Origin of the sequence: Microbacterium hanjuni, assembly GCF_043556395.1 — a bacterium.
Lineage (GTDB): Bacteria > Actinomycetota > Actinomycetes > Actinomycetales > Microbacteriaceae > Microbacterium.
Map to the genome: position 1 here is coordinate 505604 of NZ_JBIGIK010000001.1, position 20859 is coordinate 526462.

Below are 20859 nucleotides of genomic sequence, written 5' to 3' on the forward strand. Positions count from 1 at the left end.
GGGGTTCGCCGGAGCGGTCGCGGATCAGCTGTCGGTGAATGTCTGCTTCGCGGTGGTGATCGCGGACATGGCTTTCGGCCAGCCGCTGTAGAACGCGAGGTGAGTGATGGCTTCGACGATCTCGTCTTCGGTGAGCCCGTTCTCGGTGCCGAGCTTCAGGTGGAACGGCAGCTGCTCGACGTTGCCGCCGGCGACGAGGGCCGTGATCGTGATCAGACTCCGGTCGCGTGGCGATAGCCCGTCTCTTCTCCAGATGTCTCCGAAAAGGACACCGTCGGTGAGATCGACAAGCTTCGGAGCGAAGTCTCCGATGAGTTGCTGGGCCGATGACGGCTGGGCGTCGCTCATGTCTGGTTCTCCTGACTGGTGCCGCGGTAGTCGGCGTCGGTGATGTGCTCGAGCCACGTGGTGGTGGTTGCGGGGACGTCCGCGTTTTCGGTCATGGCGATGTGCTCCATGAAGGTGTCCTCGCCGGCTGCGTGCCAGTGTTCCTGGCCCGGCTGGGTGTAGATGGTCTGACCGGGGCGTGCTTCGATGATCTGGCCGTCGCGAGTGCCGAACCGACCGACGCCCTGTGTGACGCGGAGGTACTGACCGCGGGCATGGCAGTGCCAGGCGGTGCGAGCGCCTGGCGCAAACCGGACGGTGGCGACCGTCATGTGCTGGGTGTCCTCGTGGGGGACGGCGATCATGTCCAGCCACACGTCTCCGGCGAACTGCTCCGGCGGATTTTTCGTGGTGGGTGCCGTCGGTTCGATCCTCATACGGGTTTCCCTTCTGTGAGCATGATCACGTCAGAGCGCGATCATGACTTTGAGGGCTTCACGCTCGTCCATGGCGCGGTAGGCGTCGGGGACGGCGTCGAGGCTCACGGTGCGGTCGAAGACCTTGCCGGGGTTGACAGTGCCGTCGAGGATGGCGGGCATGAGCTGTTCAATGTAACCGCGAACGGGTGCGGGGCCGCCGGTGAGGGTGACGTTGCCGCCGAAGAGGCTGCCGAATCCGATCGGTGCGTCTTCGTACTGGGGAACGCCGACGCGGCTGATGACACCACCGGGACGGACGATCTTGTAGGCCTGCTCGTAGGCGGGCACGTGGCCGACGGCCTCGAGCACCTTCCGTGCGCCGTGCCCACCGGTGAGCTCGCGGACTCTCTCGATACCTTCCTCGCCACGTGCTGCGACGACATCGGTCGCACCGAACTCGACACCGAGATCGGTGCGGTCTTTGTGGCGGCCCATCAGGATGATCTGTTCAGCGCCGAGCTGCTTGGCGGAAAGCACCGCCATGAGACCGACCGCGCCGTCGCCGATCACCGCGACCGTGTCACCGGCCGTGACACCAGCCCGGTGCGCGGCGTGCCAGCCGGTGCCGTAGACGTCGGACAGTGTCAGCAGTGAGGCCAGCAACGGGGAGTACTCGGCTACGCCGGGGACTTTCACGAGGGTCCCGTCGGCGAGGGGAACGCGGATGGCTTCGGCCTGGCCGCCGCCCATACCCGGGGCGTCCCAGAATCCGCCGTGGAGGCAGGAGGTGTAGAGGCCTTCTTTGCAGAACTCGCATGTGCCGTCGGAGTACGCGAAGGGGGCGATGACGAGGTCGCCAGCCGTGAGGGTGCGCACGTCGCGGCCGACTTCCTCGATGACACCGAGGAACTCGTGCCCCATCGAGACGCCCTCGGGAGTGGCTTCCATGCCGTGGTAAGGGTGCAGGTCTGAGCCGCAGACGCACGCACGCACGATGCGGACGAGGGCGTCGGTGCTGTCTTTCAGAGTCGGGTCCGGCGCATCGATGATGCGAACGTCGCCGGGGCCGAACATGTACGTAGCTTTCATGGTGATCTCCAAATAAGTGTCGAGCTTTGCCAGGCGGTTTCGGCCTGGTGGGGTAATTCAGTCCGCCGCGCGGAGGGTGACGGCGACCTCGCCAGTGGCGTTCGTGATGGCCGCCCTTTCGCCGTAGCTGCCGATGGGGACGATGCCGGGGAATGGTCCAACGTGGTCGTAGTAGAGAACGAGGCTTTGATCCGGTGAGTAGTACCCGATCGTCAACGGCGATGCCTCGCCCGATGTTGGCGCGCCATCGAGGTCCAGAGGAGTGGGGAGTTCCGCGATCAGCTCTTGGCCGCCGTAGTCGCGAAACGACAGCGTCAGCGGAAGCTGTGCCACCAGTGACTCGGAGGTGGGGCTGGCATTGAGTTCACCCGAGATCTCCTGCCCGTCGATCTCCAACACGATTCGGGTGGTCGCGGTGGATGGTGCCGGGGTGGCGTCGGGTGCGCTGGAAGGAGCGCTGGTGGGGGTGCCCGCCGGTGAGGGCTTGGTCGCGGGCTCGTCCGCGCTACTGGCGCAGGAGGTGAGAGCGGCCGTCAGCGCGATGGCGGCTGAGAGTATTCCGGTGAGGCGGAGGGCTTTGCGCGGGGTGCGGGTGTGCATCAGCCGACCGTCTGTCCGCCGTCGACGACGAGGGTGTGCCCGACCGTGAAAGCGCCGGCGTCTGAGGAGAGCCACAGGACTGCGGAGGCGATTTCTTCGGGTCGTCCGAGCCGCCCGATCGGTTCCTGGGACTCCATTTCTTTACGTCCCTCTTCGGTGCCTCCGGAGACCCGTTCGATCATCTGGGTGTCGACGACCCCGGGCGCGATGACGTTGACGCGTACGCCGTCACCGATGTACTCGAGCGCGGCGGACTTGCTGAGGCCGATGACGGCGTGCTTCGCGGCCGCGTAGGCCGCTTGACCGGTGATGCCGATCACCCCGGCGCCGGAGGAGGTGTTCACGATCGTTCCGCCGCCGGACGCGATCATCAGGGGAATCTCGTGCTTCATGCACAGGAACACCCCGCGGAGGTCGACATCCGTGATGCGGTCCCACTCTTTGTCTTCCAGATCGGTGAGGCGCTTCTGCGACTGTTCGATCCCGGCGTTGTTGAACGCTGCGTCGAGGCGACCGAAGGTGGAGACAGTGAAGTCGAGAGCGGCAATTACGTCGTCGGGGCGGCTCACATCGCAGTCGATAGCAGCGGCGGTGCCGCCGGCCGCGAGGATCTGTTCGAGGGTGTCGTTCTGGCCGGCGCCGGGGAGATCTGCGAGGACGACGCTGGCGCCCTCGGCGGCAAATGCCAGTGCGGTGGCGCGTCCGATACCGGATCCGGCACCGGTGACAAAGGCCACTTTTTGGGTGAAGCGGTCGAGAGTGTTCATGGGGAATGGATCCTTTCTACGTGTTAGGGAGGGGGCGTGGAGGTCAGAGCCGGGAGGGGAAGGCGTGTCGGCGTCCGTAGATGGTCAGGAGCAGAGCGGCGATTCCGGAGGTGATCATCACGACGGTGAGGAAGAGCCCGTCGAAGTGGTTCAGCAGAGCAGCTCCGAGGATCCCGGCGGTGAAGATCGCGAGGTTGAAGGCCACCGGCAGGAAGGAGTTGGCGACGTCCGAGTCGGATCCGCCGGTGGTCGTGAGGGCGCCTTGGAGTTGGGCGGAGGCTCCGCCGAAGGTGATGCCCCACAGGGCGGTTGCGACGATTATCGCGGGGGTCCAGGCGTGGCCGACCAGGAGGATCACCGCGGCGATGACGAAGACGATGACGCTGCCGTGCAGCAGAGGCCGAGGGTAGCGGTCCAGTAGTGCACCGACGATGACGATGCCGACCACGGAGGCGACGCCGAAAATGAGTAGCTCGACATCGACGGTGAGGGCGCTCCCTGTCGCCCGCAGGTATGGGGAGATGTACGTGTAGATGGTGTTGTGCGCGAGCATCCAGGTGAAGATCACCGCGAGGATGACGGCGATCCCGGGAATGCGGAACACTCTTGCCAGGGGCAACCGTGAGGTGCTCGGCTGCCCCGCGGACTGAGGGGCGATGACGGCGATCACGACCCCTGCCGCCACGGCGACGGCGGTCAATCCGAGGAAAGCCCACCGCCAATCGAACGTCATGCCCAGCCACGACCCAAGCGGGGTGCCGAGGGCGAACCCGACAGGTGCCCCGACGGAGACGATTGCCAAGGACAGGCCCGCCCGGGACGGGGGGCTGATCTTCCGGCCGTACGCGGCGAGCATGCCCCAGATCACTCCCGAGAACGCGCCGGCGATGAACCGTGTGATCAGCGAGACGATCACGTCGCTGGAAACGGCGGTGAGGGTGTTTGCGACGATGAGGCCGATCACCGCTCCCAGCAGGAGGGGTTTGCGGCTCATTCCGCGGGTAAGGGTGATCGCCGGGATCGTGACGACCACGGTGCCGAGCGCGTAGGCGCTGATGAATAGCCCAACGGTTCCTTCGCTGGTGTGCACCCCTGCGGCGATCTCGGGCAACAGACCGGCAGGCATGGTTTCCATCGCGACCAGTACGAAGCCGATCACGGCCAGCGCGATGAGGGTGCCAAGTGGAAGCCGGCCGGTCACCGCGGCGACCGGCGAGGGCGAGATGGGCTGCGGGGGGATCTTTGATGCAGACTTCATGCTGTTCATTTCTCCGCAGTGAGGGGTTCGGCGAACGCGCGGAACTCGCCGCGCACAGCGTGCTGTTGCCACAACCGCTCCGCGAGCACGTCGGGGTCGTTGTTCGGGTGCCCCGCTTCGATGGCGCCCGGGATGATCAGTTGGCCGACGTTAATGTTCTCCGCGGCGAGAGAGTCGTGCAGCATGCTCGCCAATGCGCTCTCAGCTGCGAAAGCGGCAGAGGTTCCCGCATAGGAAGCGTTGGGTTGCACGGCGGACCCACCGTTGACGAACAACACGGTCCCCCGGCCCAGTTCGCGCATGCCGTCCAGCACTTGGTGCACCGCGGTAACGGGCCCGTACACGGAGAACTCCATCGCCGCAGTCAGGTCATCCACCGTCGTGTCTAGGACGGGGCGGAGGAACTCCTTCTGCGGGAGAGGGCTGTACTCCAGAATCTCAATCGGCCCGAGCTCTTCCGCAGCTCTGCTCAGCGCCGCGGTCAAAGCTTGGGGGTCGCGGACGCTCGCAGCAAAGCCGCGCGCCGTGAGGCCCTCCTGAACAAGGTCCACCGCGAGTCGGTCCAGCTTCTCCTGGTCGCGAGAGATCAGCGCGACGCCGAACCCCTCTGCGCCGAAGCGGCGCGCGATTGCCGCGCCGAGTCCGGCGCCGGCTCCCACAATTGCGATAGCGGTCATGATGACCCTCCTTGATGAAGATGACGGTGAACCCGAGTGGGCGAGCTCGAACCCGATCCGGTCGAACAATCAGGTGAGCTGCGCCCAAGTCAACGCCTCACCGTGGTGGTGAGGGAGTCTCTGGTGAGGGGTGTACCAAGAGAGGACCCCACATTCGTGAGAGGCGACGTACTGTCGACGGCATGGACAACCAAGCAGAGGTACGCGAGTTCCTCATGTCCCGTCGCGCCAAACTCACCCCCGAACAAGCGGGGCTCCCGGCCGGCCCCAACCGGAGGGTAGAAGGGCTTCGCCGCACCGAGGTCGCCGTTCTGGCCGGTGTCAGCGTCGAGTACTACGCCAAGCTCGAACGTGGCGCGATCGGCGGAGCATCGTCTTCAGTTCTCGACTCGATCGCCCGGGCGCTCAACCTAGATGAGACCGAACGAACTCACTTGTTCGACCTGGCGCGCACCGCTGACGGTGTCCCCACCTCTGGGCGGCCCCGTCGGCGCGCCTCGAAGACTCCGGGCGGTCGCCCCAGCCTGCACTGGGCACTGAACACCATCACCACCGGAGTCGCATTCGTCCGCGACCAACACCAGGACCTCCTCGCGACGAACGAACTTGGCCGCGCGTTCTACTCACCCGTTATCGGTGACGGAGGCCGAATCCCCAACCTGGCCCGGTTCCAGTTCCTCGACCCCGCATCCCGCGACTTCTACCCAGACTGGGACGCATTCGCGCAGATGTGCGTCGCAATCATGCGAACAGAGGCCGGCCGGGACCCCCACGACAAGGGCCTCCAGGACCTCGTCGGTGAGCTGTCGACCCGCAGCGACACCTTCCGGAAGCTATGGGGATCTCACGACGTACGAACCCATGGCTCCGGCACCAAACGCTTCAATCACCCCGTCGTCGGCGAACTCACCCTCGCCTACGAGGAACTCACCATCACCGCAGACCCAGGCTGCATCCTAATGATCTACACCGCCGAACCAGGCTCACCCAGCGCCGAACGCCTCAACCTTCTCGCCAGCTGGTCCGCCAAGCAGCCACTCGCCACTGACCTCCACTGACGCCGCCCCCTCCGGCGAACGCCGGGTTGGCACCCGGTTTAATTGGCGCTGCAGAGCTCGCCCCATTGCGCGGCGAACTCCGCTTTGTGGCTGCCGATGTCGGCTGTCCCGTTAGTGCCCCGGGTTCCGCTTTCGACGCACTGTTTAGGTGTCTGAATATGCTGCGCGCGAGGTAGCGCTTGAGAATGCGACGAATTTCGCGGTTGGTCTTACCCCCGGCACGGCGCCGCTCGGCATACGCCCGGGTCTGCGGGTCGTGGACCATACGCACCATCGCAGTGACGGTGAGCGCTCGGTTGAGCTGTCTGTCTCCTCCGCGATTCAGTCGATGCCGCGTTGTGTTACCGGAGGATGCGGGGATGGGGTTCACTCCCGCGATAAAGGCGAAGGCGGCCTCCGTAGCGACTCGGCCGGGGTGAGACCACGCCACGAAGGTGCGCGCCGCCGTGACAGGCCCTATGCCTGTTTGAAGGAGCAGCTCGGAAGCCGGACTGGCTTTGACGAACTCGCGGAGACGGGCCATATTCGCATCGAGTTCGGCCTCAAGCTCGACGATGCGCTTGGCGCGCCGGATCGCTTCGGCCCGAGCCGTTGCAGCCGCAATGTTCTCATCTCGCGTCCGCCAGCGTGCCACCTCGGCAATCTGGCGCGAGACCAGGGCTCGTCGAGCGTCCACGCCAAGGTCCGTGACGCGCAGCAGCGCCGTGAGTGCGTTGATCGCTCGCGTGCGCTCACCGGCCAGTTCGTCGCGGACGGTCAGCAGGATCTGAGTGGCAGCACGAACCCCATCATCTCGGCGGGGGTTGCGCAACTGGTCGGTCGGCACTGCGAGAACCGCGGCCGCGATGCGACGGGCATCAATCGGATCGGACTTGCCTACTCCGCGCCTCCCGCGTTTGTCCCCGGCGGCTTCAACCACGCGGTAACCCGCATCCGTGACGTTGCGTGCGAGCTGCGCGCCGTAGCTACCGGCGCCCTCGATCACCCACAGCGCGTCGGCGAGGCCGCTAGCACGTCGACCCGCCCAGGTAATAGCTCGGGAGCGGCCAGCTCCCGTGTTCGGGAACGTCTCAGTTCCGAGATGCTCGCCTGCCGCGGTGAGCACGGCATACGTGTGCGTTCTGGCGTGAGTGTCCACGCCGATGACGAATGGATGAGTGCGCGAAACTGTGATGCTCACAGCCTTCGATTCCTTCTTGAGATGGGCGATGACTCGGCCACTACCGACCGGCGCCAGCCCGGGTAGGAACACTTCGGGGCATACCTGTGATGAGCCACAACCCACGGGGTCGGGCATGCTTCTGATCAAGCCACTGAGGTGGACCGAGAGAGCGCCGGTCACTCCGCCGCAGCCGGACAATTCATAGCTAAGGCACCCCTCGGAGGGGGCCAGGCTGGTCATGAGTCACGACCCCAGTGGAGAGACCAACGCCCACCCTGTCAGCTAGTCCCGGACCAGCCGACTGCAGACTCACAGGCTGGTCAGGGGCCGCGCCGGAGCGGGCGTCACCGCTGCAGCGAGCTAGCGCGTCGTCGATCGAGGAAACGAAGCGGATCGAGGAGCGGATGCTGCGGGCGCACCCTCGTTCCGCGTCATCTCCTCGATCCGCTACGGGTGATCAGGGCAGGAGAGCCAGCTTGCCGCCGGGGTGCCCCTCGGCCAGCAGGTGCATGGCTGCGGGAGCCTCGTCGAGCGGGAAGGTACGCGCCATCGGCACCTGCAGGAGGCCCTGCTCGGCCAGGTCGACGAGATGTGGGCGCACGGTGTCGCGGTACGCGGCGCTCGCCGGCATCGCGCCCGCGATGATGCGGAACCCGTCGTGAGCTGCACGGGCGGGAGCCGCCACCGTGACGATCCGCTGCCGGTCGGCGACGAGCTCCAGCGACACATCGACGGCTTCGTCGGTGCCGACCGCGTCGAGGGCGGCGGCGATCGGAGCGTCGGCAGCCGCACGGATGCGGTCGATGAGGCCAGGACCGTAAGCGACGGGGATGCCGCCGAAGCGGCGAACACGGTCGAAACTGCCTTCGCTGGCGGTGCCGATCACGCGAATGCCCAACACCGCGGCTTGCTGCAGGACACTGACACCGACGGCGCCCGACGCGCCGTGCAGCACGATCGTGTCTCCGGCTTTCACGTCGGTCACCGCGAGCATCTCCGATGCCGTGGTTCCCACGAGGAGAAGGTTCGCGGCCTCGGGATGCGAGAGGGTCGTCGGCTTGGCGAGCACCTTCTGCGCGGGAACCGTGAGCTCGCTGGCGTAGCCCCCCTCGACGCGGAACGCGATGACCTCGTCGCCGACGCTGCCACCGCCGGTCACGATCTCGGTGTCGGGGCCGATGGCACTGATCACCCCGGAGATCTCGTAACCGATCGGGGCGGGAAGGGTTGCGCCCGCTCGAGCAGTCGCGACGTGCTTGTAGTCGGCGGGGTTGACGCCGCAGGCATGAATCGTGATCGTGACTTCACCCGGTGCGGGTGCGGCCACGACGGCCTCGACGAGCTGCCACTTGTCGGGGCTTCCCCACGATGTTGCCACCCACTGCTTCGCCACGATCAGAACCCCAATCTTCCGAGCTGCTTCGGATCACGTTGCCACTCCTTCGCCACGCGCACGCGCAGCGAGAGGAAGACCCGCGTTCCCACCAACGGTTCGATGCCCGCACGGGCGCGCGTTCCGACATCGGCCAGGCGCGAGCCCTTGTGCCCGATGATGATGGCCTTCTGGCTGTCGCGCTCGACGATGATGTTCGCGAAGATGTCGGTCAGGTCGGTGCCTTCCCGTGCGGCGATGTCTTCGATCGTCACCGCGATCGAGTGGGGCAGTTCGTCACGGACCCCCTCGAGGGCGGCCTCCCGGATGATCTCGGCAATGCGGTCTTCCGTGGATTCGTCGGTGACGACGCCCTCCTCGTACAGCGGCGGGCCGTCCGGCAGCAACAGGAGGAGTTCGCGCGTCAGCACGTCGAGCTGCTCATCGGTGACGGCGGACAGCGGGATCACCGCGTCCCAGTCGTCGCGCAGGGCGTCGACCTCGAGCAGGCGTGCGGTGATCTGCTCCCGAGAGGCCGCATCGGTCTTCGTGACGATCGCCACCTTCTTCGCCCGCGGGTAGCCGCCGAGCGACTCGGCGATCCGCCGGTCTCCCGGCCCGACCTTCTCCGTCGCGGGCACGCAGAATCCGATCACATCGACATCGCCGAGCACCTGGTCGACCAGATCGTTCAGACGCTGACCGAGGAGGGTGCGGGGACGGTGGATGCCTGGGGTGTCGACGATCACGAGCTGCCCGTCGGGACGGTTCACGATGCCCCGGATCGCACGCCGCGTGGTCTGCGGCTTCTCGCTCGTGATGGCGACCTTCTCGCCGACCAGCGCATTGGTGAGGGTCGACTTCCCCACGTTCGGACGCCCCACGAACGTCACGAAACCGGAATGGAAATCAGTCATCTCACTCAGCCTTCTTCGGGAGGCGGATCTCCCCGGTTTGCGTGCCCGCGAATGCGGTCTCCGCGATGTCGGGCGCATCCGAGCGTTCGACGAAGACCGTGGAGATGCCACGGCCCCGACCGCGCGACGCGCCGCCCGTCATGGTGAGACCCTCGTACTGCGCGGTCGCGCCGGGTTGCGGCACCCGCCCGAGCGCCTTGGCGAGCAAGCCGCCGATCGAGTCGACGTCGTCGTCGTCGACCTCGATGTTGAAGAGGTCGCCGATCTCATCGAGCCCGACGCGCGCGCTCACTCGGTAGCGCCCCGGCTCGAGTTCGACGATCTCGGTGGAGCGGGGATCGTACTCGTCGGAGATGTCGCCGACGAGCTCTTCGATGAGGTCCTCCAGGGTGACGAGCCCGGCGACGCCGCCGTACTCATCGACGGCGAGGCACACGTGAACCGCGTCGCGACGCATCTGCTGGAGGAGGGTCTCGGCCTTCATCGATTCGGGAACGAAGACGGCGGGCCGGGCGATGCGCCGGATGGGCGCGTCGCGCCACGAGCCCTGGCCGGCGAAGCCGAACTGCACGAGGTCTTTGAGGTACAGCATCCCGACGATGTCGTCGGCCTCATCGTCGACGAGCGGGAGCCGTGAGTGGCCGGTGTCGAGGAACAGCGTCATCGCCTCGCGCGTCGAGGCGGCAGCATCCACGGTCGTCATGTCGGTGCGGGGCACCATGACCTCGCGCACGTACCGATCGGTGAACTCGAACACCGAGTGGATGAGCTGGCGGTCGTCCTGCTCGATGAGTTCGTTCTCGGCCGCTTCGTCGATGATGCTGAGCAGCTGCTCCTCCGACGCGAACGACGAGCTGCCGGCGACACCGGGGGTGACCCGGTTGCCCAGCGCGACGAGGCCGTAGGCGAGCGGACCGAGCACGATGCGGGCGGCCCGCACCACGGGTGCAGCCGCGCGCAGCAGGGCACGAGCGTGTTGACGGCCGACCGAGCGGGGGCTCGCACCGACGAGCACGAACGAGATGCCCGTCATGAGGAGGGCTGCAGCCACCATGGCCCACCAGATGTTGTCGAACAGCAGGGTGAACGCGACGGTCACGAGCACCGCGGCGGTGGTCTCGGTCAGCACGCGGATGAAGACCACCGCGTTCGTGTGCGCGTCGGGGTCTTCGGAGATCTTCACCAGCGCGGCCGAGTTACGACCCTCCGCCGCGAGGTCGACGAGGTCACCGCGGGAGGTGACTCCGAGAGCCGCGTCGAGGGCGGCCATCAGGCCGCCGAGAGCCACCAGGACGAGCGCTGCGAGGAGCAGCAGGACCTCGGTCATGCGCGACGGCGTCGGCGTTCGGCGGCTTGGAAACCGACGATGAGGTCTTTCTGCAGTCCGAACATCTCGCGCTCATCGTCGGGCTCGGCGTGGTCGAAGCCCAGGAGGTGCAGAAGCCCGTGCGTGGTCAACATGACGAGTTCGTCCTGCGTGGAGTGCTTGGCCGCGACCGCCTGGGTCTCTGCCACCTGCGGGCACAGCACGATGTCACCGAGCAGCCCCGCGGGGGTCGGTGCGTCGTCGGTGCCGGGGCGCAGCTCGTCCATCGGGAAGCTCAGCACGTCGGTCGGGCCGGGCTCGTCCATCCACTGCACGTGCAGCGCCTCCATGGCGCCCTCGTCCACGAGCACGATCGCGAGGTCGGCATCGGGGCTCACGTGCAGCTCGGCGAGGTCGAACTCCACGAGTCGGAGCAGCACCTGCTCGTCGATCTCGACACCCGACTCGTTGTTGATCTCGATCGTCATGCGCGTCCTCGTCTGGGCAGGTGGTCCCGCGGTGTGCTGGAGCGCGGTGTCCGTCGTTCGGTGCGGTTGGCGAGCTCCGCGGCCTCATCGCGCTCGCGTCGCGCGGAGAGCCGTTGCTCGTCGTACTCCGTGTAAGCGTCGACGATCCGCCCGACCAGGGTGTGGCGCACGACGTCGGCACTCGTCAGTCGGGCGAAGTGGATGTCGTCGATGTCGTCGAGCACTCGGGTGACGAGGCGCAGCCCGGAGGATCCCTGCGGGAGGTCGACCTGGGTGATGTCGCCGGTCACGACCATGCGCGTGCCGAATCCGAGGCGGGTGAGGAACATCTTCATCTGCTCGGGCGTGGTGTTCTGCGCCTCGTCGAGGACGACGAACGAATCGTTGAGGGTGCGCCCGCGCATGTACGCGAGCGGGGCGACCTCGATCGTGCCGCTCGCCATCAGCTTGGGCACGAGCTCGGGGTCCATCATCTCGTTGAGCGCGTCGTACAACGGCCGCAGGTAGGGGTCGATCTTGTCGGTGAGCGACCCCGGCAGGAAGCCCAGCCGCTCCCCCGCCTCGACCGCGGGCCGGGTGAGGATGATGCGGCTGACTTCTTTGCGCTGCAACGCCTGCACGGCCTTCGCCATCGCCAGGTAGGTCTTTCCGGTACCGGCCGGACCGATGCCGAAGACGATCGTGTTCTCGTTGATCGCGTCGACGTAGGCCTTCTGCCCCATCGTCTTCGGACGGATGATCTTGCCACGCGTGGTCAGGATCGCTTCGCCGAGCACCTCCGACGGACGAGGACCACCTTCCGTGCGCAGGATGGTGTTGGAGCGGGCGACGTCGGAGGGTTCGAGCCCGTGGCCGGCCTTCGTCATGGTGACGAGCTCGTCGACGAGTTCGCGGGCACCGGCCACCGCCGCCGCCTCACCGGTGAGGGTGATCTCGTTGCCGCGGACGAGCACCTCGACCTCGGGATGCTCCTTCTCGACCACGCGCAGAAGTCGATCGTGGGGACCCAGGAGCTGCACCATGGCAACCCCATCGACGAGGACGCGCTCCACAGCGACGTCATCGTGGTTCTGTTCAGGCACGGAGGCTCTCTTCGTCGAGTTCGCCGGCCAACACGTGCGCGTGCACGTGGAAGACGGTCTGTCCGGCGCCTGGTCCGGTGTTGAAGACGAGGCGGAAATCGGTGCTGCCCTGCTCGGCCGCGACGGAGCTGGCGAGCCCCACCATCTCGGCGAGGAGCGCGGGATCGCCCGCCGCCAGCTCGACCACGTTGCGGTAGGCAGCGGTCTTGGGGATGACGAGCAGGTGGAGGGGAGCACGGGGCGCGATGTCGCGGATCGCGAAGACGTTCTCGGTCTCCGCGACGATCTCCGAGGGGATCTCGCCCTCGAGGATGCGGGTGAAGATCGACGGCTCGCTCATGCCGCCAGTCTACCGGCGGCGGAAGCCGCGCAGCCGGGCGTCACCAGCGGTCGAGGCGCACGCTGGCGACGGCGAGGGCGGCCGCCCCTGCCGTGGAGGTGCGGAGCACCGTGTCGCCGAGACGCACCGACTGCGCGCCGGCCGCGGTCAACGCCGCCGACTCGGCCGGCGAGATTCCCCCCTCGGGCCCGACGATCAGCACCACGTCCTGGCCATCTCCCCCGAGGGCCGCGCCGCTCAGGGGTTCGGGGGCCCCGGGCTCGAGCACCAGCATCCGCGTTCCCGATGCGAGGCGCACCAGATCTGGCGTGCGCGCCAGGTCGGCGACCTCGGGCACCCAGGCCCGGTGCGCCTGCTTGGCCGCCTCGCGGACGATCGCGCTCCATCGAGCCACGCCCTTGGCTGCCTTCGCATCCCAACGGGACACGCTGCGCTCCGCCTGCCACGGCACGATCGCGTCGACGCCGAGTTCGGTCGCCGCCTGCACGGCGAGCTCATCGCGATCGCCCTTGGCGAGAGCCTGCACGAGCACGAGTCGGCGCACGGGCGGGTCGATCTCGGTTCGCTCGTCGACGCGCACCACGACCTCGCGGGGCGAGACCGCGACGCAGTGCCCCGTGAGCCAGGCTCCGCGACCGTCTCCCACCGTCACCTGCTCGTCGACGCGGATGCGACGCACCGCCGCCGCGTGATGCGCCTCGGCGCCGTCGAGGACGACGTCATCACCGGGGCGCGCATCCGACGCGGAATCGGCGAGGAAGTGCAGCGCCACGATCAGCCGTTGCGGAAGCGGTCGCGCAGCTTGCTGAAGACGCCCTGGTGGAACTGGGCGAGCTGGGGCGCGGGCGACTTGGTGCGCTTGGCGAAGTCCTCGATGAGAGCCCGCTCCTTGCCATCGAGGCGCGTGGGCGTCACGACCTGCACACCGACCTTGAGGTCGCCGCGCTGGGTTCCGCGCAGGGGCGTGATGCCCCGGCCCTTGATCGTCAGGATGTCGCCCGATTGCACTCCGGCGCGCACCTCCAGCTCGACCGAACCGTCGAGGGCGTCGATCGCGGTGGTCGTTCCGAGGATCGCATCGGGCATCGACACCTCGAGCGTGGCGAGCAGGTCGTCGCCGTCGCGACTGAAGACCTCGTGCGGGGCGACGGTGACCTCGAGATACAGATCGCCGTGCGGTCCGCCCGCGGGTCCGACTTCGCCCGAGCCCGGCAGCTGCAACCGCAGGCCCGTCTCGACGCCGGCGGGGATGTCGACCGAGACGGTGCGGCGTGCGCGCACGCGGCCCTGTCCCTGGCAGGTGGCGCAGGGGTACGGGATCGTCGTGCCGTGGCCCTGGCAGGTGCCGCACGGCTGGCTGGTCACGACGTTGCCCAGCAGGCTGCGCACGGTGCGCTGCACGTGACCGCTGCCGTGGCAGATGTCGCAGGTCACTTCCGAGGTGCCCGGCTGCGTGCAGGCGCCCTGGCAGGTCTCGCAGATGACGGCCGTGTCGACCTCCATCTCGCGATGCACCCCGAAGACCACTTCATCGAGCGTGAGGGTCACCCGCACCAGCGCGTCCTGCCCGCGCTCGCGGCGCGAGCGGGGTCGGGGCCCGCGGGCACCGCCGCCGCCGCCTCCCCCGCCGAAGAAGGTCTCGAAGATGTCGTTGAAGCCGCCGAAACCGGCCGCACCGCCACCGCCACCGAACGCGTTGCCGTCGCCGCCCAGGTCGTAACGGCGGCGCTGCTCGGGGTCACTGAGAACGTCGTAGGCGTGCGTGACGAGCTTGAACTTCTCGGACGCATCCTCCCCGGGGTTCACGTCGGGGTGCAACTGGCGCGCCAAACGGCGGTACGCCTTCTTGATGTCATCGGAGCTCGCGTCGCGCTCGACACCGAGGACTTCGTAGTGGTCAGCCACAATCGCCTTCCTGCCCGCGGGTACGCGGGGATGATCGGGTTACAGATGCCGCGTCAGCGGGAAGAGTCGTCGTCTTCGAGCATCCGGGTCAAATAGTGCGCGACGGCACGAACCGCCGCGAGGTGTGAGGGGTAATCCATGCGCGTCGGCCCAAGCAGGCCGACCCGCGCGCCGCCGCGTGAGGCGTCGTAGTCGCTCGCCAATACCGAGGCCTCGCCGAGACCGAACTGCTCGTTCTCGCGGCCGATGCTGGCAGCAAGGCCCTGGTCGTCCACCACCATGTCGGTCATGAGCTTCAGCAGGGTCACCTGCTCCTCGATGGCTTCCAGAAGCGGATAGATGCTGCCGCGGAAGTCGGATTCGCGCTTCGCGAGCGTTGCCGCTCCCGCCATGACCAGCCGGTCCTGACGGAATTCCTCGAGCTCCTCCGCGAGCACGCGCAGGACGGGTTGCACCTCGGCATCCGCTCCCGCCGGTGCCGAGGCGGCGGTCGCCAGAACGGTGTGCACGCGCTGCGAGGCGTCGCCCACCGATGACCCGACCACGAGGGCCGAAACACGCTGGCGCAGCTGGATCAGATCCGCTTCGCTCGGCTCGGGTCGGACGAGCGCGATCCGCTGCGACACCCGGCCGGTGTCGGTGACGACCACGATCAACAGGCGCCCGCTGCCGAGATCGACGAGCTCGACGTGCGAGACGTTCGCCCGGGCGAAGGAGGGGTACTGCACGATCGCGACCTGGCCGGTCAGCTGGGTGAGCGCTCGAACGGTGCGTCCGAGCAGGTCGTCCAGATCACCGGAGGCATCGAGGAACGAGGTGATCGCGGTGCGCTGCGGCGAAGAGAGGGGACGCAGTTCGGCGAGGTGGTCGACGAACACCCGATAGCCCTTGTCGGTCGGCACGCGGCCCGACGACGTGTGGGGTGCGGCGATGAGCTCTTCGTCCTCCAGCAGCGCCATGTCGTTGCGGATCGTCGCGGCCGACACACCGAAGGCGTGGCGCTCCACGATGGCCTTGCTTCCGACGGGCTCACGCGTGTCGACGTAGTCCTGCACGATCGCACGGAGCACCTGGAGTCCGCGTTCCGAAACCATGGCTCCTCCTCCGCGATTGGCACTCATCAGACCTGAGTGCCAATTCTAGCTGATCACACCCGCCAGGGCTGGGAGCGTCGCCAGGCTCCTCACGCGGTCAGCGTGCGCACGACGCGGTCGGCGAGCAAGCGGCCGCGGCGGGTGAGCACCACGCGACCGCGCACGGCGGATCCGCCCTCGATGAGTCCGTCGGCGATCAGTCCGGCGACGGCATGACGTCCCTCGCCGAGCAGCTCCGACACCTCGAGCCCCTCGCTGATCCGCGAACGCAGCAGCACGGTCTCCAGGTGGCGCGCAGCAGCATCCGGACGCTCGCGCGCCGCGGCGGGAGATTCTGCGGCCGCGAGCCTCTGGCCGTAGGCGGCAGGATGCTTCACGTTCCACCAGCGAAGACCGGCGACGTGGCTGTGTGCCCCTGGGCCGAACCCCCACCAATCGGTGCCCCGCCAGTAGGCGAGATTGTGACGGGAGCGGAAGCGGGGCTCGCGCGCCCAGTTGGAGACCTCGTACCACCCGAAGCCGGCCGCCTGGAGGAGGTCGTCGGCCAGCTCGTACATGTCCGCCTCGAGGTCGTCGTCGGGAGTGGGTACCTCTCCGCGGCGGATCTGGCGGGCGAGCTTCGTACCCTCCTCCACGATCAGCGCGTAGGCCGACAGATGGTCGGGGCCGAGTGCGATCGCCGTCTCGAGCGAGATCCGCCAATCGTCGAGGCTCTCCCCCGGCGTGCCGTAGATGAGGTCGAGACTGACGGCGAGTCCGGCGTCGCGCGCGGCTGCGACCGCACCCGCCACGTTGGCGGGATCGTGGGTGCGGTCGAGCACGGCGAGCACGTGCGGCTGAGCAGACTGCATGCCGATCGACAAGCGGGTGACACCCGCCGCAGCGAGCTCACGGACGACGGCCGGGGTGACCGTGTCGGGGTTCGCCTCGACGGTCACCTCCGCAGCATCCGACACACCCAGGTGATCGCGCACTCCCTGCAGCATCCGGGCGAGGTCTCCGGCCGGTAGCAGCGTCGGCGTTCCCCCACCGAAGAACACCGTCTCGGCGGGACGGCGGGCGCCCGCCCGCTCCAGGACCGTGCGGGCGAGGGCGATCTCGTGCAGCACCGTGTCGGCGTACTGGTCTTGACGCGCACCGCGCAGTTCGCCCGCGGTGTAGGTGTTGAAGTCGCAGTAGCCGCAGCGCACGCGGCAGAACGGCACGTGGACGTACACCCCGAACGGCGTCGCCGGGTCGTGCACCAGGTCGGCGGGCAGGGCGCCGTCGGGCGGCGCGGGATCGCCGAGAGGTAAGGCGGATCCCATCAGGCGGGGGTCGTGTACAGCGGCGAGATCGCGCGCAGGTAACGCGTGAAGAGCTCGCGCCGACGTTGGCGCACCATCGCGGGGAACACCCGATACAGGAACGCGACCGGGCGATCGAACGCCCGCACGGTGAACCAGACCTCGTCGTTGTCGCGCCATTCGAGCAGGAACAGTTCCTCGCCGCTGACGACGGAGCCTCCGACGGTGCCGAGCGCGAAACCGACGCGGCGGGGCTCTTCGATGACCGAGATCACCCGGGCCTCGGCGTCGGCACGGTAGCGGCCCGCGTGCCCGCGCACGTGCAGGGTGGTACCCGGCCCGACGAACGGCGTTCCATCCGCATCGAAACGCTGGTCGGTCTCCATGCGGCTGGGCGCGACCGGATGCCCCTCGCTGTCGTAGGCGACGCCCGTGTAGGAAGGCCCGGCCGCCGGACGGACGTCGGCGATCGTCAGACCGCCTTCGCGCTGCGCCGACCACGACAGCAGCGCCTCACCCGCGGAGGCGAAACGCTCCTCGCCGCTCCCGATCCGCCACGACTGCTCGGCGGGCACGGAACGCTCGGGCGGATACTGCATCAGGTCAGCCGCTTGCGTGCCCCCCACTGCTGCGTAGTCGACCGTCTCGTCTTGGAAGGTCCCGCGGCGCATGACGTTCAGCCTTACTTCTTTTCCTCGACGTCACCCGAGAGGGCAGCGATGAACGCACCCTGGGGGACCTCGACACGACCGATGGTCTTCATGCGCTTCTTGCCCTCCTTCTGCTTCTCGAGCAGCTTGCGCTTGCGGCTGATGTCACCGCCGTAGCACTTCGCCAGAACGTCCTTACGGATCGCGCGGATGCTTTCGCGCGCGATGATCCGCGCACCGATGGCGGCCTGGATCGGGATCTCGAACTGCTGGCGCGGGATGAGTTTGCGCAAGCGCTCGGTCATGAGCGTGCCGTAGGCGTAGGCCTTCTCCCGGTGCACGATCGCGGAGAACGCGTCGACCTTTTCGCCCTGCAGGAGTATGTCGACCTTGACGAGGTCGGCCTCCTGCTGGCCGGTCGGCTCGTAGTCGAGACTCGCGTAGCCCTGGGTGCGGCTCTTGAGCTGATCGAAGAAGTCGAAGACGATCTCGCCCAACGGCATGTTGTAGCGGATCTCGACGCGATCCTCGCTGAGGTAGTCCATGCCGAGAAGCGCACCGCGCCGCTGCTGGCACAGCTCCATCACGGTTCCGACGTAGTCCTTCGGAAGCAGGATCGCCGCCTTCACCATCGGCTCCGAAACGGAAGCGACCCGGCCATCGGGGTATTCGCTCGGGTTGGTGACGGTGACGGTGCTGCCGGTGTCGGTCAGCACCTCGTAGATGACGCTGGGAGCTGTGGCGATCAGCTCGAGGCCGAACTCGCGCTCGAGTCGCTCGGTGATGATCTCGAGGTGCAGCAGACCGAGGAAACCGCAGCGGAACCCGAAGCCGAGCGCGACCGAGGTCTCGGGCTCGTACACGAGCGAGGCGTCGGAGAGCTTCAGCTTGTCGAGCGCTTCACGGAGGTCGGCGTAGTCGCTTCCCTCGAGCGGGTAGAGACCCGAATAGACCATGGGCTTCGGATCGGTGTAGCCCGGGAGCGCCTCGGTCGCCGGCTTGCGGTGCGTCGTGATCGTGTCGCCGACCTTCGACTGGCGCACGTCCTTCACGCCGGTGATCAGGTAACCGACCTCGCCGACGCCGAGACCACGCGTGGGAGTGGGCTCGGGGCTCGACACACCGATCTCGAGGAGTTCGTGCGTCGCCCGCGTCGACATCATCTGGATCTTCTCGCGCGACTCGAGACTTCCGTCGATCATTCGCACGTAGGTGATGACGCCCCGGTAGGCGTCGTAGACCGAGTCGAAGATCATCGCTCGTGCCGGAGCATCCGGATCACCCTTCGGCGCGGGAATGTCACGCACGATGCGGTCGAGGAGTTCCTCGACCCCTTGACCCGTCTTGCCGCTGACACGGAGGACGTCTTCCGCCCGACCGCCGATCAGACCTGCGAGCTCGGCCGCGAACTTCTCGGGGTCGGCAGCCGGGAGGTCGATCTTGTTCAGCACCGGGATGATCGTCAGATCGTTCTCGAGAGCGAGGTACAGGTTGGCGAGCGTCTGCGCTTCGATTCCCTGCGCAGCATCCACCAGCAGGACGGCGCCCTCGCACGCGGCGAGAGAACGACTCACCTCGTAGGTGAAGTCGACGTGGCCGGGCGTGTCGATCATATTGAGCGCGTGGTTCTGAGTCGCGGATGCCCACGGCATCCGCACGGCCTGGCTCTTGATCGTGATGCCGCGCTCGCGCTCGATATCCATGCGGTCGAGATACTGCGCGCGCATGTCGCGGTCGGCGACGACGCCGGTGATCTGCAGCATCCGATCCGCCAACGTCGACTTTCCGTGGTCGATGTGGGCGATGATGCAGAAGTTGCGGATCAACTCAGGCGGGGTCGCGGAGGGCTCGAGAGACTGGGAGGCGCGCGGTGACATGTTCCGTCGATTCTACGGGCGCGCGGGCGATGGCAGACGTCGCAGGCCCTCGAGGAGGGGTTCGCGGGCGCTGGCGAGGCAGATGCGGATCCATCCCTCGCCCTCCGCACCGAACGCCGACCCGGGCGCGACGGCGACCCCTTGGTCGTCGAGGAACCGTCGGCACCAGGCTTCGACGTCCCCCTCGGACACGTGCGACATGTCGACCCAGAGGTAGAAGGCGCCCGTCGGGGGAAGGTAGCGGAACCCGCGGGCGGTGAGCACTTCCTCGGCAGCACGCAGGTTCGCCGCGTAGTGCGCGCCCGCTTCGACGACGGCGTCCTGCGGCCCGTCGATCGCGGCCAGCGCCGCGTACTGCGCCGGGGTGTCGACGCAGCTGATCGCCGCTTCCTGCACGCGCAGCATGACATCGCGCCAGCCGGGCGGGGTGACGAGCCAGCCCACACGCGCGCCCGTCATCGAATACGTCTTGCTCGTGGAAAACACCGACAGCACGCGTCCATCGACGTCGAAGGTCGCGGGGCTCACGTGCGGCGCGCCCCAGGTGAACCTCTCGTAGACCTCGTCGCTGATGAGCCACAGGTCGTGCCGGCGGGCGAACAGCACGAGTTCTTCGATGACGGATGCCGGGTACGTCACCCCGAGGGGATTGGACGGGCTGTTGATGACGATGGCTCGGGTGCGCGGGCCGACCTGCGCTTCGAGAGCAGCGATATCCGGTGCGAAGCCGTTCTCGGCTCGAAGGACGTACCCGACCGCCGTCGCCTGGATCATGGCCGCGTTCATGCGGAAGGTCGTGTAGCCCGGGTCGGGGACGAGCACCTCATCGCCCGCTGAGAGCGCGAGGGTCATGGCCTGGTGCAGGGCCTGCGTGCCACCCACCGTCACCCACACCTGCTCGACGTCGACCTCGAGACCGTTCTCCCGCGACAGCTTGCGCACGATCGCTTCACGGAGCGGGCGGATCCCGCCGTTCGGGGTGTAGCGGGCATCCCCGCGGGTCCACGCCTCAGCCGCGGCGAGACGGACGGGCGGCGCCACGGCCAGGTCGGGCTCGCCGACGGCCAGCACGATCGTGCCCGGCCGCTGCAGGGCGACCTCGAGGATGCGCCGCACGCCCGATCCGGGCATCTCGGCGATGTGGGAGGGAAGGGCGGGCATGGCGAAATCCTATTTCGCTGCTCC

The 20859-nt window shown here is 67.6% G+C and carries 21 protein-coding genes and 1 pseudogene; 1 reads left to right on the plus strand and 21 read right to left on the minus strand.

What is annotated here, in order from left to right:
* Positions 1 to 24: 24 nt before the first annotated feature.
* Genes ACFXP5_RS02620 through ACFXP5_RS02650 form a run of 7 tightly spaced genes read right to left on the minus strand, consistent with a single transcriptional unit; the run spans position 25 to position 5137 of the window.
* Complete coding sequence (locus ACFXP5_RS02620; protein WP_394543391.1) at positions 25 to 348, minus strand: carboxymuconolactone decarboxylase family protein; 324 nt, start codon at positions 346 to 348, stop codon at positions 25 to 27.
* Positions 345 to 764 (minus strand): (R)-mandelonitrile lyase, encoded by a 420-nt coding sequence (locus tag ACFXP5_RS02625; protein ID WP_394543392.1) that lies wholly within the window; start codon positions 762 to 764, stop codon positions 345 to 347. The genes ACFXP5_RS02620 and ACFXP5_RS02625 overlap by 4 nt, the downstream gene beginning before the upstream one ends.
* A gap of 30 nt (positions 765 to 794) precedes the next feature.
* Positions 795 to 1835 (minus strand): zinc-binding dehydrogenase, encoded by a 1041-nt coding sequence (locus tag ACFXP5_RS02630; protein WP_394543393.1) that lies wholly within the window; start codon positions 1833 to 1835, stop codon positions 795 to 797.
* 57 nt (positions 1836 to 1892) lie between these two features.
* Positions 1893 to 2435, minus strand: a complete 543-nt coding sequence (locus tag ACFXP5_RS02635) for a cyclophilin-like fold protein (RefSeq protein ID WP_394543395.1) — start codon at positions 2433 to 2435, stop codon at positions 1893 to 1895.
* Entirely contained in the window at positions 2435 to 3202 is a 768-nt protein-coding gene (locus ACFXP5_RS02640) for a glucose 1-dehydrogenase (RefSeq protein ID WP_394543396.1), read from the minus strand. Before ACFXP5_RS02640 ends, ACFXP5_RS02635 begins: the two co-directional genes overlap by 1 nt.
* 43 nt (positions 3203 to 3245) lie before the next feature.
* Positions 3246 to 4460: an MFS transporter gene (locus ACFXP5_RS02645; RefSeq protein WP_394543397.1), complete on the minus strand. Its 1215-nt coding sequence runs from the start codon at positions 4458 to 4460 to the stop codon at positions 3246 to 3248.
* A gap of 5 nt (positions 4461 to 4465) precedes the next feature.
* On the minus strand, positions 4466 to 5137 hold the full coding sequence (locus ACFXP5_RS02650) for an SDR family NAD(P)-dependent oxidoreductase (RefSeq protein ID WP_394543398.1): 672 nt from the start codon (positions 5135 to 5137) through the stop codon (positions 4466 to 4468).
* 182 nt (positions 5138 to 5319) lie between these two features.
* Here ACFXP5_RS02650 and ACFXP5_RS02655 point away from each other — a divergent pair, with 182 nt between their 5' ends.
* The gene (locus ACFXP5_RS02655) at positions 5320 to 6195 is read left to right on the plus strand and encodes a helix-turn-helix transcriptional regulator (protein WP_394543399.1); all 876 of its coding nucleotides are present in this window, start codon (positions 5320 to 5322) and stop codon (positions 6193 to 6195) included.
* A gap of 136 nt (positions 6196 to 6331) precedes the next feature.
* Here the strand turns inward: ACFXP5_RS02655 and ACFXP5_RS02660 are convergent.
* From ACFXP5_RS02660 to ACFXP5_RS02725, 14 genes and pseudogenes are all read right to left on the minus strand, one after another.
* Positions 6332 to 7375 (minus strand): annotated as a pseudogene (locus ACFXP5_RS02660) (IS110 family RNA-guided transposase); the annotation flags it as partial.
* Positions 7376 to 7814: 439 nt separating this feature from the next.
* Positions 7815 to 8750, minus strand: coding sequence for an NADP-dependent oxidoreductase (locus ACFXP5_RS02665; RefSeq protein WP_394543400.1), 936 nt, complete (start codon positions 8748 to 8750; stop codon positions 7815 to 7817).
* A gap of 2 nt (positions 8751 to 8752) precedes the next feature.
* Positions 8753 to 9646 (minus strand): GTPase Era, encoded by an 894-nt coding sequence (gene era / locus ACFXP5_RS02670; protein ID WP_394543401.1) that lies wholly within the window; start codon positions 9644 to 9646, stop codon positions 8753 to 8755.
* Position 9647: 1 nt separating this feature from the next.
* Positions 9648 to 10973: a hemolysin family protein gene (locus ACFXP5_RS02675; protein ID WP_394526762.1), complete on the minus strand. Its 1326-nt coding sequence runs from the start codon at positions 10971 to 10973 to the stop codon at positions 9648 to 9650.
* On the minus strand, positions 10970 to 11440 hold the full coding sequence (ybeY, locus tag ACFXP5_RS02680; RefSeq protein WP_394526764.1) for an rRNA maturation RNase YbeY: 471 nt from the start codon (positions 11438 to 11440) through the stop codon (positions 10970 to 10972). The genes ACFXP5_RS02675 and ybeY overlap by 4 nt, the downstream gene beginning before the upstream one ends.
* A complete protein-coding gene (locus tag ACFXP5_RS02685; protein WP_394544168.1) occupies positions 11437 to 12462 on the minus strand; it encodes a PhoH family protein in 1026 nt (341 codons plus the stop codon). The genes ybeY and ACFXP5_RS02685 overlap by 4 nt, the downstream gene beginning before the upstream one ends.
* 52 nt (positions 12463 to 12514) lie before the next feature.
* Positions 12515 to 12862 (minus strand): HIT domain-containing protein, encoded by a 348-nt coding sequence (locus ACFXP5_RS02690; RefSeq protein WP_394543402.1) that lies wholly within the window; start codon positions 12860 to 12862, stop codon positions 12515 to 12517.
* A 40-nt stretch (positions 12863 to 12902) separates the two neighbouring features.
* Entirely contained in the window at positions 12903 to 13634 is a 732-nt protein-coding gene (locus ACFXP5_RS02695; RefSeq protein WP_394543403.1) for a 16S rRNA (uracil(1498)-N(3))-methyltransferase, read from the minus strand.
* A gap of 2 nt (positions 13635 to 13636) precedes the next feature.
* Positions 13637 to 14767, minus strand: a complete 1131-nt coding sequence (dnaJ, locus tag ACFXP5_RS02700; protein WP_394543404.1) for a molecular chaperone DnaJ — start codon at positions 14765 to 14767, stop codon at positions 13637 to 13639.
* A gap of 53 nt (positions 14768 to 14820) precedes the next feature.
* On the minus strand, positions 14821 to 15861 hold the full coding sequence (gene hrcA, locus ACFXP5_RS02705) for a heat-inducible transcriptional repressor HrcA (RefSeq protein ID WP_394543405.1): 1041 nt from the start codon (positions 15859 to 15861) through the stop codon (positions 14821 to 14823).
* Between the two features lie 89 nt (positions 15862 to 15950).
* Positions 15951 to 17168, minus strand: a complete 1218-nt coding sequence (hemW, locus tag ACFXP5_RS02710; RefSeq protein ID WP_394543406.1) for a radical SAM family heme chaperone HemW — start codon at positions 17166 to 17168, stop codon at positions 15951 to 15953.
* Entirely contained in the window at positions 17168 to 17818 is a 651-nt protein-coding gene (locus ACFXP5_RS02715) for a DUF1990 family protein (RefSeq protein ID WP_394526773.1), read from the minus strand. Before ACFXP5_RS02715 ends, hemW begins: the two co-directional genes overlap by 1 nt.
* Positions 17819 to 17829: 11 nt before the next feature.
* On the minus strand, positions 17830 to 19674 hold the full coding sequence (gene lepA / locus ACFXP5_RS02720; protein WP_394526774.1) for a translation elongation factor 4: 1845 nt from the start codon (positions 19672 to 19674) through the stop codon (positions 17830 to 17832).
* A gap of 12 nt (positions 19675 to 19686) precedes the next feature.
* Positions 19687 to 20835: a pyridoxal phosphate-dependent aminotransferase gene (locus tag ACFXP5_RS02725; protein ID WP_394543407.1), complete on the minus strand. Its 1149-nt coding sequence runs from the start codon at positions 20833 to 20835 to the stop codon at positions 19687 to 19689.
* Positions 20836 to 20859 lie beyond the last annotated feature (24 nt).

Coding starts and splice junctions, on each gene's coding strand:
- ACFXP5_RS02620 (WP_394543391.1), bottom strand. CDS start 348: ATGAGCGACGCCCAGCCGTCATCGGCCCAGCAACTCATCGGAGACTTC.
- ACFXP5_RS02625 (WP_394543392.1), bottom strand. CDS start 764: ATGAGGATCGAACCGACGGCACCCACCACGAAAAATCCGCCGGAGCAG.
- ACFXP5_RS02630 (WP_394543393.1), bottom strand. CDS start 1,835: ATGAAAGCTACGTACATGTTCGGCCCCGGCGACGTTCGCATCATCGAT.
- ACFXP5_RS02635 (WP_394543395.1), bottom strand. CDS start 2,435: ATGCACACCCGCACCCCGCGCAAAGCCCTCCGCCTCACCGGAATACTC.
- ACFXP5_RS02640 (WP_394543396.1), bottom strand. CDS start 3,202: ATGAACACTCTCGACCGCTTCACCCAAAAAGTGGCCTTTGTCACCGGT.
- ACFXP5_RS02645 (WP_394543397.1), bottom strand. CDS start 4,460: ATGAAGTCTGCATCAAAGATCCCCCCGCAGCCCATCTCGCCCTCGCCG.
- ACFXP5_RS02650 (WP_394543398.1), bottom strand. CDS start 5,137: ATGACCGCTATCGCAATTGTGGGAGCCGGCGCCGGACTCGGCGCGGCA.
- ACFXP5_RS02655 (WP_394543399.1), top strand. CDS start 5,320: ATGGACAACCAAGCAGAGGTACGCGAGTTCCTCATGTCCCGTCGCGCC.
- era (WP_394543401.1), bottom strand. CDS start 9,646: ATGACTGATTTCCATTCCGGTTTCGTGACGTTCGTGGGGCGTCCGAAC.
- ACFXP5_RS02675 (WP_394526762.1), bottom strand. CDS start 10,973: ATGACCGAGGTCCTGCTGCTCCTCGCAGCGCTCGTCCTGGTGGCTCTC.
- ybeY (WP_394526764.1), bottom strand. CDS start 11,440: ATGACGATCGAGATCAACAACGAGTCGGGTGTCGAGATCGACGAGCAG.
- ACFXP5_RS02685 (WP_394544168.1), bottom strand. CDS start 12,462: ATGGTGCAGCTCCTGGGTCCCCACGATCGACTTCTGCGCGTGGTCGAG.
- ACFXP5_RS02690 (WP_394543402.1), bottom strand. CDS start 12,862: ATGAGCGAGCCGTCGATCTTCACCCGCATCCTCGAGGGCGAGATCCCC.
- hrcA (WP_394543405.1), bottom strand. CDS start 15,861: ATGGTTTCGGAACGCGGACTCCAGGTGCTCCGTGCGATCGTGCAGGAC.
- hemW (WP_394543406.1), bottom strand. CDS start 17,168: ATGGGATCCGCCTTACCTCTCGGCGATCCCGCGCCGCCCGACGGCGCC.
- ACFXP5_RS02715 (WP_394526773.1), bottom strand. CDS start 17,818: ATGCGCCGCGGGACCTTCCAAGACGAGACGGTCGACTACGCAGCAGTG.
- lepA (WP_394526774.1), bottom strand. CDS start 19,674: ATGTCACCGCGCGCCTCCCAGTCTCTCGAGCCCTCCGCGACCCCGCCT.
- ACFXP5_RS02725 (WP_394543407.1), bottom strand. CDS start 20,835: ATGCCCGCCCTTCCCTCCCACATCGCCGAGATGCCCGGATCGGGCGTG.